At 74.1% G+C, this 15,234-nt stretch carries 12 protein-coding genes; 6 read left to right on the top strand and 6 right to left on the bottom strand.

Translation table 11 applies throughout. The features are described from left to right. The first annotated feature begins 174 nt into the window (after nucleotides 1–174). Complete coding sequence (locus B072_RS0111095) at nucleotides 175–810, top strand: TetR/AcrR family transcriptional regulator (protein WP_018530011.1); 636 nt, start codon at nucleotides 175–177, stop codon at nucleotides 808–810. Nucleotides 811–914: 104 nt separating this feature from the next. On the opposite strand, the gene B072_RS0111100 is transcribed toward B072_RS0111095, so the two are convergent. Next, nucleotides 915–1,910: an ADP-ribosylglycohydrolase family protein gene (locus B072_RS0111100; protein ID WP_018530012.1), complete on the bottom strand. Its 996-nt coding sequence runs from the start codon at nucleotides 1,908–1,910 to the stop codon at nucleotides 915–917. 129 nt (nucleotides 1,911–2,039) lie between these two features. On the opposite strand from B072_RS0111100, the gene B072_RS0111105 reads away from it, so the two are divergent. Together B072_RS0111105 and B072_RS0111110 are read left to right on the top strand one after the other, a co-directional pair. Beyond that, nucleotides 2,040–2,927: a hypothetical protein gene (locus B072_RS0111105; protein ID WP_018530013.1), complete on the top strand. Its 888-nt coding sequence runs from the start codon at nucleotides 2,040–2,042 to the stop codon at nucleotides 2,925–2,927. 87 nt (nucleotides 2,928–3,014) lie between these two features. Then, on the top strand, nucleotides 3,015–4,442 hold the full coding sequence (locus B072_RS0111110) for a threonine/serine ThrE exporter family protein (RefSeq protein WP_078506387.1): 1,428 nt from the start codon (nucleotides 3,015–3,017) through the stop codon (nucleotides 4,440–4,442). Between the two features lie 273 nt (nucleotides 4,443–4,715). Here the strand turns inward: B072_RS0111110 and galE are convergent, their stop codons facing one another. The 4 genes from galE to B072_RS0111130 are packed head-to-tail and all read right to left on the bottom strand — an operon-like array spanning nucleotide 4,716 to nucleotide 9,104. Beyond that, a complete protein-coding gene (gene galE, locus B072_RS0111115; RefSeq protein WP_018530015.1) occupies nucleotides 4,716–5,678 on the bottom strand; it encodes a UDP-glucose 4-epimerase GalE in 963 nt (320 codons plus the stop codon). A gap of 55 nt (nucleotides 5,679–5,733) precedes the next feature. Beyond that, nucleotides 5,734–7,350, bottom strand: a complete 1,617-nt coding sequence (locus B072_RS0111120; protein WP_043243752.1) for a glycosyltransferase family 2 protein — start codon at nucleotides 7,348–7,350, stop codon at nucleotides 5,734–5,736. A gap of 47 nt (nucleotides 7,351–7,397) precedes the next feature. Beyond that, a complete protein-coding gene (locus B072_RS0111125; RefSeq protein WP_018530017.1) occupies nucleotides 7,398–8,624 on the bottom strand; it encodes a glycosyltransferase 87 family protein in 1,227 nt (408 codons plus the stop codon). A gap of 33 nt (nucleotides 8,625–8,657) precedes the next feature. Beyond that, the gene (locus tag B072_RS0111130) at nucleotides 8,658–9,104 is read right to left on the bottom strand and encodes a MarR family winged helix-turn-helix transcriptional regulator (RefSeq protein WP_018530018.1); all 447 of its coding nucleotides are present in this window, start codon (nucleotides 9,102–9,104) and stop codon (nucleotides 8,658–8,660) included. A 100-nt stretch (nucleotides 9,105–9,204) separates the two neighbouring features. Between B072_RS0111130 and B072_RS0111135 the strand changes: the two genes are divergently transcribed. Then, the gene (locus tag B072_RS0111135) at nucleotides 9,205–9,618 is read left to right on the top strand and encodes an organic hydroperoxide resistance protein (RefSeq protein WP_018530019.1); all 414 of its coding nucleotides are present in this window, start codon (nucleotides 9,205–9,207) and stop codon (nucleotides 9,616–9,618) included. Here the strand turns inward: B072_RS0111135 and B072_RS0111140 are convergent. Then, nucleotides 9,608–11,164 (bottom strand): hypothetical protein, encoded by a 1,557-nt coding sequence (locus B072_RS0111140; RefSeq protein ID WP_018530020.1) that lies wholly within the window; start codon nucleotides 11,162–11,164, stop codon nucleotides 9,608–9,610. The genes B072_RS0111135 and B072_RS0111140 overlap by 11 nt on opposite strands. Before the next feature lie 111 nt (nucleotides 11,165–11,275). Here B072_RS0111140 and B072_RS0111145 point away from each other — a divergent pair, with 111 nt between their 5' ends. Together B072_RS0111145 and B072_RS0111150 are read left to right on the top strand one after the other, a co-directional pair. Then, nucleotides 11,276–12,796 (top strand): glycosyltransferase family 39 protein, encoded by a 1,521-nt coding sequence (locus tag B072_RS0111145; protein ID WP_018530021.1) that lies wholly within the window; start codon nucleotides 11,276–11,278, stop codon nucleotides 12,794–12,796. A gap of 212 nt (nucleotides 12,797–13,008) precedes the next feature. Next, nucleotides 13,009–15,234: a bifunctional glycosyltransferase/CDP-glycerol:glycerophosphate glycerophosphotransferase gene (locus tag B072_RS0111150; protein ID WP_018530022.1), complete on the top strand. Its 2,226-nt coding sequence runs from the start codon at nucleotides 13,009–13,011 to the stop codon at nucleotides 15,232–15,234.

The raw sequence follows: 15,234 nt of genomic DNA on the forward strand, positions 1-15,234 counted from the left end.
TCGGTGAAGCGATGAATGGGCGTCGGTGTCGACGGGGGCCTGGTCGACAGGACGGACGGCCGGAGTTCACGCCCCGTTCACGTCGGGACGGATCCGTATCGTCGTCACGTGACGATAGGGCGGATCGACGTCGGAACGCAACCGTTTCGTCGTTACGGAACTATGCTGTGTCCCATGACGACCAACGCCGACTCCGCCCCGCAGAAGGCCAAGCCGACGCGTCGCCGGGCTCCCGCGGGGGCCGCCGTCCTCCGTGAGGACGTGACGGACGCCATCCGCTCCGCCGTCTTCGAGGAGCTCGCCTCCGTCGGCTACGCCCGGATGTCCATCGAGGGCATCGCGCGCCGCGCCGGCGTCGGCAAGACCGCCGTGTACCGCCGCTGGCGCTCCAAGCTGCACCTCGTCCTCGACCTGGTCTCGGCGATAGCGGTGCAGGGGCTGCCCGCCCCCGACACCGGCTCGCTCCAGGAGGACCTGCTCCTGCTGTACCGGGTCACGGCCCGGGCGCTGCGGCACCCGGTGGCCGGCCAGATCATCCCCGACCTGCAGGCGGAGGCGGCCCGCAACCCCGAGATCGCCGAGGCCATGCAGAAGGCGCTGCGCGAGGGGCAGCACGGGGTGGCGAGCGGGATCGTGCAGGCCGCGGTGGCGCGCGGCGAGCTGCGCGCGGGCCTCGACGAGGACCTCGCGCTCGACCTGATCTCGGGCCCGCTGTACTGGCGCTCGGTGGTCGTGCGCACCCCGGAGCTGCCCAAGGGTCACCTGAAGCGGCTCGCGGCGGCGACGGCGGCGGCGCTCAAGGCGTTGTAACCCGCTTCTCGTGCGGGGTGAGGGGGACGCACAGCCCGGCCCGAGGTTCGCGGGCCGGCGTTGCGTTCATGAGTTCGCTGCGTTCCCTGCGCTTCCTACGTTCCCTACGTTCCCTGTGCTTCCTGTGCTTCCTGTGCTTCCTGTGCTTCCTGTGCTTTCTGCGCGGCGAGCCGGCCGGCCAGCGCGGTCAGCTCCGGCAGCCGCAGTACCCGCCCGCCGAACCCGGGCAGCGGAACGTGCAGCGGCGCGGTCCACCGCTCCGGGATCGCGTCCACCCCGTACACCGCACCGGCGAGCGCGCCCGTGACGGCGGCGACCGTGTCCGTGTCGCCGCCGAGGTCGACGGCGGCGCGCACCGCGTCCTCGTACGACGACGTGGTGCGCAGCGCCCACACCGCCGAGCCGAGGCACGGCCACACCGCGCCGTTGAACTCGGTGGCCGGGTCCGGGTGCCAGTCGGGGGCCAGGACGGTCGCGTAGCGCTCGCGGTGTCCGGGGTGCACGAGGGCCAGCACCTCGGGAACGGCGGACACCGGATCTCCGCCTCCCAGCGCCCGCCGGATCAACTCGTGCTGAACGGCGGTGCCTTCCCAGGCCGCGCGGTCGCCGTGGGTGAGCGCGGCGATGCGCCGGGCCGCGTCCATCGTGCCTTCGGTGCCGTGCGCCGCGAAGTACACGGCTGACGTCGCGGCCCGCATCAGCGAACCGTTCCCGGCCGCGCGCCCGGTGACCTGGAAGTGGATCGGGGCGGCCTGGTCCCACGGCAGCCCGCCGGTCAGCACGTCCTCGGTCTGCAGCCCGATGTCCTTGGGCTCCGCGGCCGCCCAGCGCTGGAACCGGCCGAAGAGATCGGCGGGTTCGAGCCCGCCGTGCTCCAGCAGCGACTCGGCGACGAGCACGGCCATCTGCGTGTCGTCGGTGGCCTCGCCGGGGTCCCAGCCGCCGCCTCCGCGCATCTCGTCCTCGTGCGGGCCGGACCGGGGAGGGAAACGCGCCGAGAACGCGCCTTCGGGCCCGAACTCGAACGGGGCACCGAGCGCGTCGCCGACGGCGGAGCCGATGACGGCTCCCTGGGCGCGGCGGAGGCGGGACCTGGTCATCGCGTCAGCCTAGAAGGCAGCCTTGCGGGATGGTCACCCGTACCGGTGAACCATCCCAACTCTCCTGTGTGACGGGCGAGTTGTTCACCCTATGCTCGCGGCACATGCCACCGGCCCATCGGAGTGCCCATGGTCAGCCCGCCTCACGAGGCGATGCACCGCATCTTCCAACAGGACCCCGACCTGTTCACCCGCGTCTCGCGCGCACTGGGCTTCGCGGTGCCCGCCCCCGTCAGATCGACGGTCATGCCCACGGACCTGACGGAGCCCGACCCCGTCGAGCGGCGCGTCGACACACTCCTGCGGATGGAGACCGAGGAGTCCGGGCCGTACCTCCTCGCTGTCGAGGCGCAGGGGAAGAAGCATCCGGACAAGCCCGCCACCTGGGCGTACTACATCGCGTATCTCTGGTCGAAGTACCAGCAGCCGACGACGTTGCTCGTCGTCTGCCAGGACCGGGGCACCGCCGAGTGGGCGGAGCGGCCGGTCGGCAGTGGGCCGTTCGGTCTGCCCGGTCTGACCTTCCGGCCGCTGGTGATCGGGCCGCACAACATGCCCCGGATCACCAGCGCGGCCGAGGCTCGCAAGGACCCGATGCTCGCGGCGCTGTCGGCTGTGACGCACGCTGCGGACAGCCGCGTCGATGCCATACTCAAAGCCCTCTCCACGTCCCTCAAGGACGATCCTGAGGGAGCAGCCAACCCCATCATCGAGCTTGTCGCGAAGGGCCTGAGCAAGCGCCCGGCCGCCCAGTACTGGAGGCATCTGATGGCCGTCGATCTGTCCTTCTACACCTCCGACATGTCCGAAGAGATTCGTGAGGAGGGGCGCGCCCAGGGCGAGGCCAGGGCCGTGCTCAGGGTCCTGGAGAAGCGCGGCATCGACGTCACCGACGAGGTGCGGGAACGCATCACCTCGTGCGGCGATCTCGACATGCTGGAGGCGTGGCTCGACCGTTCCCTCGTCGCGGCCGAGGCCGCCGACCTCTTCGTGGAGTCCGAGGGCGACGAGGTCTGACCTCGGGGCCCTGGTCGCCCGTCCGTATGTCGGGACGCTCGGGAACACTCGCCCGAATGGGTGGAATGTCCGTTACGCTCCATTCGTATGCCTGTGAGGACCGACACAACGGCCGTGGCCGACAAGGCCGCCCGCCGCACCGCGCCCCGTGCCGACACCCCGTGGCTGAACCGTGCGTTGCCCCGGCTGCGTGGTCTCGAACCGATCCGAAGTTATGGCTACGCCGGTGAATTGCTGCACGACGACGGGCGGGCCGACATGGAGGCCTACGGTGCCCGCGTCGCCGATCTCGCGATCCGGCTCGGCGAGGCGCTCCTTTCGTACGGGGGCTCGGCGGAGGAGGCCGTCGCCGGGATGCTGGTGACCGCCGAGACGTACGGGCTCAGTTACTGCGAGCCGGGGGTCACGCTCGCCGAGGTCTCGCTGTCCGGGTACGCGCCCGGTGAGCTCACCCCGCTGCACGCCCGCCGGGTCATCCGCAAGCACGGCACCGACTACAGCACCCTGGGCCGTATCCACAGCCTTGTGGACCGGATCGGCGCGCGGCGGCTCTCGCTCGACGAGGCGCGGGCCGAGGCCGCCCGGATCCTCGACGTCCCCGCGCCCGTCGGGTGGTGGGCGCGGTGGCGGGTGCCCGTGCAGACCGGGATCGTGGCCGCCGGTGCCTCCCTGGTCTTCGGCGGCGGGCCGCGCTCGCTGCTGTGCGCGTTCGTCGCCGGGCTGCTCGGGGCGCTGCTGTGCGGGTGGCTCGGGCGGCACGGGGTGCCCGCGTTCTACCGGTACGCCGTCGCCTCGATGCCGGCCGCCGCCGTCGCCCTCGCCGTCAGCTGGACCGCGCCGCCGTCGGCGGTGCCGGCCGTCCTGGTCGCCGGGGTGCTCGGGCTGCTGCCCACCGTGACGTTCGTGAGCGCCGTGCAGGACGCCCTCACCGGGCACTATCTGACCGCGCTCGGGAGACTGTGCGACGCGGTCCTGGTGTTCGCCGCCGTCGTCACGGGCGTGGTCGTCGTCCTGGGCGTCGGGAACCTCTTCGGGTTCGAGGTGCCGGTGATGCCGCCCGTCAGCCGGGCCGAGTACCTGGGCACCCCGGTGGTGGGGGTCGTCATGTTCGCCGTCGCCGTGGCGGCGCGGGCCCGCACGCCGCGCCGGGACTGGCTGCCGGCCGCGCTGCTCGCCGTCGTCGGGCTCGTGGTGTCGGTCGAGTTCCGGGTGCTTGGGCTGTCCTCGCTGGTCGGTACGGCGCTGGTGGCCACCGGGGTGGGGTGCGCCGGGCACTGGGTGGCCCGGCGGCGGCGGGAGTCGGCGCTGCCGTTGGTCATTCCCGGGATCGCGCCGTTGCTGCCGGGTGGGGTGCTGTGCACGTCCCTCGGCGCGTTGGCCTCCGGCCGGACCACGGAGGGGCTCGGGGGGCTGGTGAATGTGGCCGCGGTGACGTTGGCGCTGGCTGTGGGGGTGGGGTTGTCGGGGGAGGTGGGGCAGTTGGTGCGCCGGGTACGGGTGGCTTCCGCCGGGTGAGGGGGTTGGTGTGGGTGCCGGATGCGCCTTGGTGGGCGGGTGCGGGACGGTGGGGGCTGGTCGCGCAGTTCCCCGCGCCCCTGAACGTGCCCGTCTGCCGGGTGCGCTTTCGTTCGCGGCTGTGGGCCGGTGGTCCTGCTGCGCGCAGTTCCCCGCGCCCCTGGGAGCGAGCTTCGCTCGCCCAGGGGAAGGCTGCGCGGAGCGCATGCCTTCAGGGGCGCGGGGAACTGCGCGAGAAGCCCCACCGGCCCGCAGCCTGCGACGAGACCGCGGCTACGCCCGGGTCCACCCCGCCCACGCCGAGCTGACCATCTCCCGGACGTCGCGCTTCGCCGACCAGCCCAGCTGGTCGGCGATCCGGCCGGCGGAGGCGACGACGCGGGCCGGGTCGCCGGGGCGGCGGTCCGTGATCTCGGGGGCGATGTCGTAGCCGGTCTCCTCGTTGATGACGTCGATCATCTCGCGGACCGAAACCCCCACCCCGCGCCCGATGTTGAGCGTGAGGTCCGTGCCCGGCTCCGCGCCGGCCAGTCGCTGCGCCGTGGCGACGTGCGCCTCGGCGAGGTCGGCGACGTGGATGTAGTCGCGCACGCACGTGCCGTCCGGCGTCGGATAGTCGGCGCCGAAGACCCGCGGCGCCGCGCCGTCCGTGAGCTTCTCGAAGACCATCGGTACGAGGTTGTAGACCCCGGTGTCGGCGAGCTCGGGCGAGGCCGCGCCCGCCACGTTGAAGTAGCGCAGGGACGCCGTGGCGAGCCCCGTGGCCCGGCCCGTCGCGCGGACCAGCCACTCGCCCGCCAGCTTCGTCTCGCCGTAGGGGGACAGGGGCACACAGGGCGTGTCCTCCGTGACCAGCTCGACGTCCGGCATGCCGTACACGGCGGCCGAGGACGAGAAGACGAAGGAGCGGACGTCCGCCGCCGTCACCGCCTCCAGCAGCACCCGCAGCCCCTCCACGTTCTCGCGGTAGTAGCGCAGCGGCTGCTCGACCGACTCGCCGACCTGCTTCTTCGCCGCGAGATGGACGACGCCGGTGACGGGGTGCTCGGCGAGCGTGCGCTCCAGCAGGGCGCGGTCGAGGGTCGAGCCGACCACCAGCTCCACGTCGGACGGCAGCCGCCCCGCGACCCCGGTGGACAAGTCGTCGTAGACGAGCGCCTGTTCGCCCGCCGCGCGCAGCGCGTGCACCACGTGCGCGCCGATGTAGCCGGCCCCGCCGGTGATCAGCCAGGTCATGTGGGTGAGATCCCCTCGTACGTAGAACAGCGTGCACGGAGAACGACGTGCGCTGTCAGTGAAGCAGTCGGGCGGCCCTGCGGCGCATCACCGACACCACCCCGCGCAGCCCCGGCGCCGTGCGCAGCGCGAGGGCGCCGGAGTGGGTGGCGTACGGCTGCGCGAGCAGGACGAGGTGGCGGCGGCTCGGTACGGCGACCCGGCGCAGCAGGCCCGGGCGGCGCACGGCGTGCGCGGTGGTGTCACGGTGGCTGCCGTCCGCGAAGTGCAGCCGCAGCCGGATGTCCCAGGTGCCGGAGCGGCCGAGCGCGGAGAGGTCCAGGAGGACCGTCGCCTCCCACTGCTCGGGCGCCGAGGGGTCCGGGAGCGCGGTGACGGCGGCGGTGCGGCGCTGCACGACCGTGCCGGACCGCCGGTCGACGAGCTCCACGTCCATCGAGCGCGGCCCGGCGTCGGCGACCCGCCCGTACAACTCGTGCATGCGCAGCGTCAGCCGGGTGCCGCGGGCGCTCGGCCGCAGCTCGCCGTCGACCGCGACGGGGAGGACGTCCATCGGCCGGTGCAGCAGATGGTCGAGCGGGACCTGCGGCAGCTCTGCGGACCAGGCGGGCGTGCCGTCGGGCGCGTACGCGTACGGGGGAAGGAGCCGGGCCGGGCGGGCCGCGAACTCCTTGACGCGCGGCAGGTCGCGCGGCGCGTCGACGGCCCGCACGAGCCGGCCGACGACCCGTCCTGGCGCGGGCGCCGCCTCGAAGTCGGCGGCGTCGAAACCGGCGAGGTACGCGCGCGTGACCGCCCACCACTCGGCGCGGTACTCGGGCCCGCGCAGGTCGAGTTCACGCGCGTACATCCGCAGGGAGTGGTCGAGGAAGTGGGCCCGTGCCGCCCGCGCGAGCCGCTTCTGCGAGGCGTCGAGCAGGATGTCGACGGCCGTGCGGTGGGCGTCGATCCTGGCCCGCCAGTTGTCGATGCCGGCCCGGTCGAGGGAGAGCGAGAGCTTCTCGGCGCCGCGCCGCACGTGCCAGACGTAGACGGGGGCGGGGACCAGCGCCATGCGCGGCCCGGCGGCCAGCACGCGCGCCGTGAACACGAAGTCCTCGTAGACGAACCGGCCGTCGGGGAAGCGGATGTCGTGCGTGCGCAGGAAGTCCGTCCGGTACAGCTTGTTGACGCAGAGCGTGTCCTGGACGAGGCGCCTGCGGTGTGCCGGGTGCCCGACGACGGCCGCCCTCGCGTACAGCTCCGGGTGCCACGGCACCTCGTGCCCGGACGGCAGTTCGCGCCGCACGCACAGCCCGGCGGCGACCGCGGCGTCGTGCTTCTCGGCCGCGCCGAGCAGCGCGTCCACCGCGCCGGGCGGCAGCACGTCGTCGCTGTCGAGGAACATCACGTACGCGGACGAGGCGAGCGCGATCCCGTCGTTGCGCGGGGTGCCGCAGCCGCCGCTGTTGGTGGCGCGGTGCACCACCCGCAGGCGCGGTTCGCCGGCCGCGAGGTCGTCGAGCAGGGCGCCGCTGCCGTCCGTCGAGCAGTCGTCGACCGCGATCACCTCGGTCACGGCGGCCCCCTGCCCGAGCGCCGAGCGGACCGCGTCGGTGACGTGGCCGGCGTCGTCGTACCCGATCACGATGACCGTCACGGCTGCGGCAGGAGGGGGTGTTGAGGTGTTCACAGATGAATCTTAGGGGTTTCTGTCAAATGTCCGGTAAGCCGTAAGTTTTACTTTTTCGTTCCTCTCCAAAGGGAACGGAACGACACGAAAGCCCCTCCGAGGAGAAGGGCGTTGCGCGCCCCCGTCACCGCGCACCCGGTCCAGGTCCCGGCCACCACGTCCTCGTACAGCACCGGATACGCGAGCGAGCTCAGCGCCGCCGCCGCGACGATCAGCAGGGCCACCGGGCGCTGCGTCGTGTACCGGGAGGTGAGGCACACGGCGGCGAGCCCGAGCAGCCAGACCAGGTACTGCGGGCTGATGACGCGGCTGGTCACGGTGAACATCAGGACGGCGCACAGCGCGGCGTCGTACGGCGTCGCCTCCGACCACGCGCGGGCCCGCGTCCGCCACCACAGCAGCACCCCGAACGCGGCGACCGTGAGTCCGAGCGCGGCCGCCGCGACCAGTTCGACGTACGGGCCGACGAACTCGAAGGCCCCGTACTGGTACCGGACGGCCCCCGGCCACCCGAAGCGGCGCGCGATCATGAGCGCGGTCCCGCCCGGCGATTCGATCTGCACCCCGCGCCCGGTCTGCCCGCGCAGGAAGGAGAAGGGCGACTCGAAGACGAGGGTGAGGGTCAGGAGCAGTGCGGCCGCCGACGCGAGGGCCGCCGTCCACGCCTCCTTCGTGGTGCGTCCCCGGGGGGTGCCGAGCAGGGTCAGCGCGGGCCACACCTTCACCAGCGCGCCGAGCGCCGCGAAGCCGCCCGCGACGCGCGGCGACCGGCCGAGCGCGAGCAGGGCGAGGACGGCGAGCGCGGTGACCTGGACGTCGTAGCGGGCGAGCGGGATGTGCAGCAGGAGCGGCAGGCCGGCCACCCACAGCCAGGCGCCGCGCGGCTCGCGGCCGCCGCGCGCCAAGGCGTACGTGACGAGCGCGTCCGTCGCGAGGGTGAACGCCACGAACGCCTGGAAGTACGTGAGCCAGGGGAGCAGCAGCCCCGGCGCCAGCAGCACCGGGCCCGCGCCCGGCGGGTACTGCCACAGCGGATCCCCGGAGGGGAACGCGCCCTGGGCGAGGGTCCCGTACCAGTGGGCGTAGAGCCCGTGCGCCTCCCGCGCCACACCGCCCGCGCCGAGGCCGTCCCAGGCGAGCAGGAGGGCCATGGCGGCGCGGGTGGCCAGCCAGGCGGCCGGGAGCGCGGCCCGGGCCAGGGGGCCGGGGCGGATCCAGGTGGCGAGGACGGGAGAGGGGATGACCGGGCGGCTCGGCTTGGTGTCGAGTGTCACGGTTCGGGAGCGTATGTCCCGGTCGGGCTGTCCCTAAATGTCCGCGCCGTCCAGCGCCTCGGTCAGCCGATTCAGCCGGGTCCGCAGATCCTCGATCTCCGCCAGCTCGAACCCCGTCGCCGCCGCGATCTTCTTCGGCACCTCGACCGCGCGCCCCTTCAGCTCGGCGCCCGCATCCGTGAGCGTGATGACCACCGAGCGCTCGTCCCGCGCGCTGCGCTCGCGGCGCACCAGGCCGTTCGCCTCCAGGCGCTTGAGCAGGGGCGAGAGGGTGCCGGAGTCCAGGCGCAGGCGCTCGCCGAGGCGCTTGACGGGGGCCTCGCCCTCCTCCCAGAGGGCCAGCATGACCAGGTACTGCGGGTAGGTGAGTCCCAGGTCCTTGAGCAGCGTGCGGTACACGCCGCCGAAGGCGCGCGACGCCGCGTTCAGGGAGAAGCAGATCTGCCGGTCGAGGCGGAGGTAGTCGTCAGTGCTGGCCATGGTTCCAGGGTAACGGCGGACCATTTAGTTGTGCACAACTGAATTGCGTGCTCTACTTACGTACGTAAGCCAACGCCACCAACGCGAGAGGCAGACCCTCATGGACGCCATCTACACCGCCGTCGCCACCGCCACCCACGGCCGCGACGGCCGCGCCGTCTCCTCCGACGGCGTGATCGACCTCCAGCTCGGCATCCCCACGGCCATGGGCGGCAACGGCCAGGGCTCGAACCCGGAGCAGCTCTTCGCCGCCGGTTACGCGGCCTGTTTCGGCAGCGCGCTCGGCCTCGTCGGCCGCGCCGCCAAGGTGGACGTCGCGGACGCGGCCGTCACCGCCGAGGTCTCCATCGGCAAGCAGGGCGAGGGCTTCGGTCTCGCGGTCGTGCTGCGCGTGGAGCTGCCGGAGTCGGTGGACGCGGAGACCGGCCGCAAGCTGGTCGAGCAGGCGCACCAGGTGTGCCCGTACTCGAACGCGACGCGGGGCAACATCGACGTGGACCTCGTCATCGAGTAGCCCGCGGCGTGCCACCGACCCGCGCGAGCACCTCGCCGGTGCGGGGACCGCGGTCCACCACGACCGCCTCCGGCGGCAGGCGCTGCCCCTTCTCGGTCAGCAGCCAGCGCACGTCGTAGCGGTGGACGATCGCCGTCCGCCGCGCGCGCGTGGAGTCGGGGGAGAGGTAGGCGCGCACGGCCGCCCGGCGCCTCTCCCGTTCCCGCTCGTCGAGGGCCGGGTCCGGCCAGGCCGGCGCCACCAGGTTCGGGCCGAGCCCCGGCAGGGAGCGCACCGGCCGGTGACCGTCCGTCAGGACCACCTCGCCGGGCGGGATGTGCCGGGCCGCCCAGGTGTACGACTGCCACATCGGCGGCTGCGGCAGCGCGCGCGGGACCACCGCTCCGCCCTGCGCCGTGACGAACCCGACCGCCGCGCCCGCCGCCGCGACCATGCCGAGCAGACGGCGCGGCCGGCGCCACGGGCGCGGCGCCGCTAGCGCGATCGCGAGCGAGAACTGCAACGGCACGAGGGCGAGCCCCATGATCCGGCCGTACGTGTAGTGGCCGCTGACCCAGCCGTACGCGACGACGAGCAGGTCCGCCGCGAACATCAGGGCCAGCGGGTCCCGGCGGTCGCGCCGGAGACGCAGCCACAGCGGGGGCAGGCCGATCAGCGCCAGCCAGAAGTGCGCGGGCAGCCGGTCGTAGAGGCGGCGGTGGATCTCGTCGACGCTGGAATCCCCGGCCAGGGCCAGGACGTCGTAGTACGGCCAGGCGAGGGCGGTCGCGGCGGCGGCCGCGCCGGTGAGCGCCCAGCGCGGGCCGAGCGTGCGCGGCGCGACGGCCAGGACGCCGATCAGGGCCGCCACCGACGAGATCGGGTGCACCAGCAGGATCAGTCCGAGCAGGGCCCCGAGACCCGCGTACCCCCACCACGGGCTCCCCGCCCGCAGCCGCCCCGCCCACGCCCAGGCCCAGAACGCGAGCCCGCTCGCGCACGCCGACGGGTAGCCGAGGGTGCTGGTCATCGACAGCAGCCCGAGATAGCCGCTCCACTGGATCGCGTGCGTCCCCCAGAGCAGGGTCATCGCCGCCAGCGCCAGGACCGGCGCCCACGGACGCGGGGTCAGGGAGCGGACGAAGCGGTTCAGCCCGGTCAGCAGCACCAGCAGGTTCAGCGGCGCCGCGAGCCGCACGACCGTCACGCCCGACAGGCCGGTCGTCCTGGCGAACACACCCTCCAGGACCGCGTACGGCGAGTAGTACGGGCTGCCCGCGCCCGGCAGGTCGGCCATCGGGTGGCGCGGGTGGAGCAGGTCGGCCCGCAGGCGTTCGACGACCGCCGCGTGCTGCCCGAAGTCACCGCCCATCGGCAGCCGCCACGCGGCGAGCGTCATCGTCAGCCAGAACAGCCCGCCGAACACCAGGAAGGGCGAGACCCGGGTGGGGCGCCGGAACCGCCCGACGGAGGTGACCGCCCGCGTGCGCCCGGCCGCCGGACGGTCTCCGGCGCTGAGGGGTGCGGGCAGGAGGGGGACGACGTCGAGACTGGACTTCCGGAGCATTGTCCCTATATGCCCTTGATGGTCCATATTTTGAGCGCCCGCGCGAGTGACGGAACGCGGCACCGGCCCCGGCTCAGCCGCAATCGTCAGTCAGTCGTACAAGCTCGGCACATGGCGCTGATCATGAAGCCCGGGCCGGAGCGCGCCCGGGTCCTGGCGGTGGTCGTCCCCGGAGCCGTGGCGCTCGCGCTCGGACTGTGGGGTCTGGACCGGGGCACGATGTGGCGGGACGAGGCGGCCACGTTCATCGCCGCGTCCCGGTCGCTGCCGCAGCTGTGGCACCTGCTGGGCACGGTCGACGCCGTGCACGGCCTCTACTACGTGCTCATGCACTTCCTGCTCCCGCTGCACCCGGGCGAGACACTGCTCAGGCTGCCGTCGGTGTGCGCCACGGCCGCCGCGGCCTGCCTGGTCGCCGCGCTCGGCGGCCGGCTGGTCCGGCCGCGCGTCGGCCTGTGGGCCGGACTCCTGTACGCCGTCGCGCCGTTCACCCAGTACTACGCGCAGGAGGGCCGCTCGTACGCGCTGGTCGCCGCCGGCGCCGCGAGCGCGACCCTGCTCCTGGTGCGGGCCGTGTCCCGGCCCACCGCGCGCGCCTGGGCCGGATACGCGGCGGCCGTCGCCGTGACGGCCTGGCTGCACGAGTTCGCGGCCCTGGTGCTCGCCGCGCACGCCGTGACCCTCGCGGTGACCCGGGTGCCGCGCCGGGTGTGGGCGGGCTGGGGCGCGGCCGGGGCCGCCGCCCTGGTGTCGCTGCTCCCGCTGGCCCTGGTGACGCACGGCCAGAGCGGGCAGGTCGGCTGGATCCGGCGGCCGGGCCGGGCGGAGGCCGAGGAACTGCTGCGCACGGTGGCCGGCGGGCACGGGCTGCTCCACGCGGCGCTGCTCGCGCCGATCGCGGTCGCCGTGTCCCGGCCGCCGGCCCGCCGGGCGCCGGGCGCCTGCGGCCTGGTCGCGACGGCGCTGCCGCTGGCCGTGGTGGCGCCGCTGATCCTGCTCGCCGTCTCGCAGCTGCACCCGCTGTACGCCCCGCGCTACGCGCTCTTCGCGTTCGCCGGGGTGCCGCTCCTGGTCGCGGCCGGCGCGGAGGTGATCGTCTCCCGGGTGCCGCGCCTGACGCCCGCGGCGGCGCCCGTCGCCCTCGCCGGGGTGGGCCTGGTCGCCGCCGCGTTCCTCGCCCAGCTCCCGCTCCAGGAGCACCAGCGCGGCCCCGAGGCCCGGCGCGACGACCTGGGCTCGGTGGCCCGCATGCTGGCGGACCGGGTCCGGCCCGGCGACCCGCTGCTGTACGTCCCGCTGATCGGCCGCAAGTACGCCGAGGCCTACCCCGCGTCCGTCGCGGGCGCGCGGGACGTGTCCCTGCGGGTGCCGGGCGCCCGCTCGGGCACCCTCTACGGCCGCGACGTCCCCGCCGCCGACCTGCGGGCCCGCATGGCGTGCCTGCCGCGCCTGTGGGTCTTCTTCGACATGGACGCCATGAGGCCCGGATGGCGTCCCGCGGGCGCGGACGAGGCGGCCAAGATCGACGTACTGAGAGCGGACTTCGTGCCCGTCGCCGAGGAGCGGCGGCGCAGCGGCATGCTGCGGCAGTACGAACGGGTGGGCGGGACGGCCGCGGGGTGCACGCGCTGAGCCGCCGTACGCGGGGCCGGCCGTATCGGGGCCGGTGAGAGCGGTGCGGCGGGTCCCGCGGGGCCCGCCCGCGTGCGGAGTCGGCCAACAGTGGCCGGACCGTGCGGAGTTGGATCTTCCGGCCGCGTCCTCCGGATGCCACGTCCGGCGTAACCCACGTGCCCCGTCGGCCGTTTCACCGCAGAACCTGTGTGCCTACCGATGGATGTGCCGTGCCCCGCTTCAGCATCGTCGTCCCCACCCACGGCACCCTCGGCCGCCTGTCCCGGACCCTGGACTCCGTCCTGCTCGACCGGCGCTTCGACGACGTCGAGGTGATCCCCGTCTGCGACGGCCCCGAGGCCCCCGAGTCCGTCACCGTCGCCCGCCGTGCCGAGAGCGACGAGCGGCTGCGCGCGGCGGTCTGGTCGCCGCCCGCGGCCGGACTCGGCGCCGCCCGCGACGCGGGGGCGCGGGCCGCCCGCGGCACGTATCTGCTGTTCCTCGACGGCGACGACGAGGTGGCGCCCGGCGCGCTGCACGCCCTGGACGCGCGGCTGCGGGAGACCGGCGAGGTCGACGTCGTGTACGGCGGGTACGAGCGGGTGCACTGGTGGGAGGGGAGCCGGGGCACGGTGCAGGTGCCCGGGACGCCGGACGGCGTCTTCGCCCCGGCCGACGCGCTCGGGGCGCGGGCCGCGTCCCTTCCGGCCTGGAGCGCCGCGTACCGGCGTGCCTTCGTCGAGGAGCGCGAACTCACCTTCGACGAGGGCTACTTCACGGATCTGTCGTGGGGTGTGCGGGTCGCGCTGAGCGCCGAGAAGGCGGCCGTCCTGCCCGAGCCCGTCCTCGTACGGCATCTGCTGCGCCGCCAGGGCAGCAGGATCGACGGGCCCGGCGCGCACCACCTGGACCGCCTCGACCAGTTCGACCGGGCGCTCGGCCACGCCGCCGAGCGCCCCGACATCGCCGGACCCCTCTTCGCCGAACTCGCCGCCATCGCCCTGAAGACGGCCGCCGTGCCCGGCCAACTCCCTCACCCGGGGCGCTACTTCAAGCGGGCGAGCGCGCTGTACCGCCGCCACCGGCCCGCAGGGTTCCGGGCGCCCGCAAGCCTCGACGCGCAGTGCCGGCTCCTCGCGGCCGGGTCGTACACGGCGTTCCGCGCGGTGCGCGGCGCGCGGCGGGCCGCCGGCTCGCTGAAGCCCGCGCCGCCCGAGCCCCGCCAGGAGAAGCGGGCCCCCGAGGTGTACGCCGAGTACCTCAAGCAGCCGGTCGACCCCAACCTGGCCGTGTACTGCGCCTATTGGGGCCGCGGCTACACCTGCAGCCCCGCCGCGATCCACGCCGCCGCACAGCGCCTCGCCCCGCACATCCACTCGGTCTTCCTGGTCACCGAGGACGGGGCCGGACGCGTCCCGGAGGGCGTGGAGCACGCCGTGCTCGGCACACCGCGCGCCTGGGAGGTGCTGGCCCGCGCCACGTACTTCGTCAACAACGCCAACTTCGCGGACAGCGTCGTCAAACGGCCCGGCACGGTCCACCTGTCCACCCAGCACGGCACCCCGCTGAAGAAGATGGGCCTCGAACAGGCCGACCACCCCGTGGTGGCCCCCGCCACCGGCGCCCTGCGCAGGCTCCTCGGACGGGTGGACCGCTGGGACTACCTCCTCACCTCCAACCGGCACTCCACCGAGGTCTGGGAGCGCGCCTGCCCCGGCGACCACGAGACCCTGGAGTACGGCTATCCGCGCAACGACGCCTACTACACCGCCGACGCCGCCGAAGTGGCGCGTGTGAGGCGCGAGTTGGGCATCCCGGAGGGCAAGAAGGCGCTGCTGTACGCGCCCACCCACCGCGACTACCGCACCGGATTCGACGCCCAGCTGGACCTCGGCGCGCTCTGCGACGCCCTCGGCGACGACTTCGTCGTCCTGCAGCGCGCCCACTACTACTACGACGACGCGGGCGGCGTCCCGCGCCCGCCGCACGACCGGGTCGTCGACGTCACCGGCCACTTCTCGTCCGAGGAGGTGTGCCTGGCCGCCGACGCGCTGATCACCGACTACTCGTCGATCGTCTTCGACTACGCCAACCTGGACCGGCCGATCGTCGTGTACGCCGACGACTGGGACGTCTACCGTGCTCTGCGCGGTGTCACCTTCGACCTCCTCGCCCCGGACCAGGCGCCGGGCCCGGTCGCCACGACCCCCGAGGAGCTCGCCCGGCTCTTCCGCTCGGGCGCCTGGGCGGACCAGGAGTCGGCCGCGCGCCGCACCGCCTTCCGGGAACGATTCTGCGCCTTCGACGACGGACGGGCCGCCGAGCGGGTGGTGCGCCGGGTGCTGCTCGGCGAACCCGCCGAAGCCGTCGAGCCGCCGCTGCCGCTCGCCCGCCGCACCCCCGCGCCCGCGGCCTCCGCGCCCGCCGCCCCCGCCCCGACCGCTCCGAGGAGCTGA

Source organism: Streptomyces sp. HmicA12 (genome assembly GCF_000373565.1).
GTDB lineage: Bacteria > Actinomycetota > Actinomycetes > Streptomycetales > Streptomycetaceae > Streptomyces.

Bases quoted from the DNA above. Each gene is read 5' to 3' on its own strand.
- B072_RS0111095 (WP_018530011.1), top strand. From the start codon at position 175: ATGACGACCAACGCCGACTCCGCCCCGCAGAAGGCCAAGCCGACGCGT.
- B072_RS0111100 (WP_018530012.1), bottom strand. From the start codon at position 1,910: ATGACCAGGTCCCGCCTCCGCCGCGCCCAGGGAGCCGTCATCGGCTCC.
- B072_RS0111105 (WP_018530013.1), top strand. From the start codon at position 2,040: ATGGTCAGCCCGCCTCACGAGGCGATGCACCGCATCTTCCAACAGGAC.
- B072_RS0111110 (WP_078506387.1), top strand. From the start codon at position 3,015: ATGCCTGTGAGGACCGACACAACGGCCGTGGCCGACAAGGCCGCCCGC.
- galE (WP_018530015.1), bottom strand. From the start codon at position 5,678: ATGACCTGGCTGATCACCGGCGGGGCCGGCTACATCGGCGCGCACGTG.
- B072_RS0111130 (WP_018530018.1), bottom strand. From the start codon at position 9,104: ATGGCCAGCACTGACGACTACCTCCGCCTCGACCGGCAGATCTGCTTC.
- B072_RS0111135 (WP_018530019.1), top strand. From the start codon at position 9,205: ATGGACGCCATCTACACCGCCGTCGCCACCGCCACCCACGGCCGCGAC.
- B072_RS0111140 (WP_018530020.1), bottom strand. From the start codon at position 11,164: ATGCTCCGGAAGTCCAGTCTCGACGTCGTCCCCCTCCTGCCCGCACCC.
- B072_RS0111145 (WP_018530021.1), top strand. From the start codon at position 11,276: ATGGCGCTGATCATGAAGCCCGGGCCGGAGCGCGCCCGGGTCCTGGCG.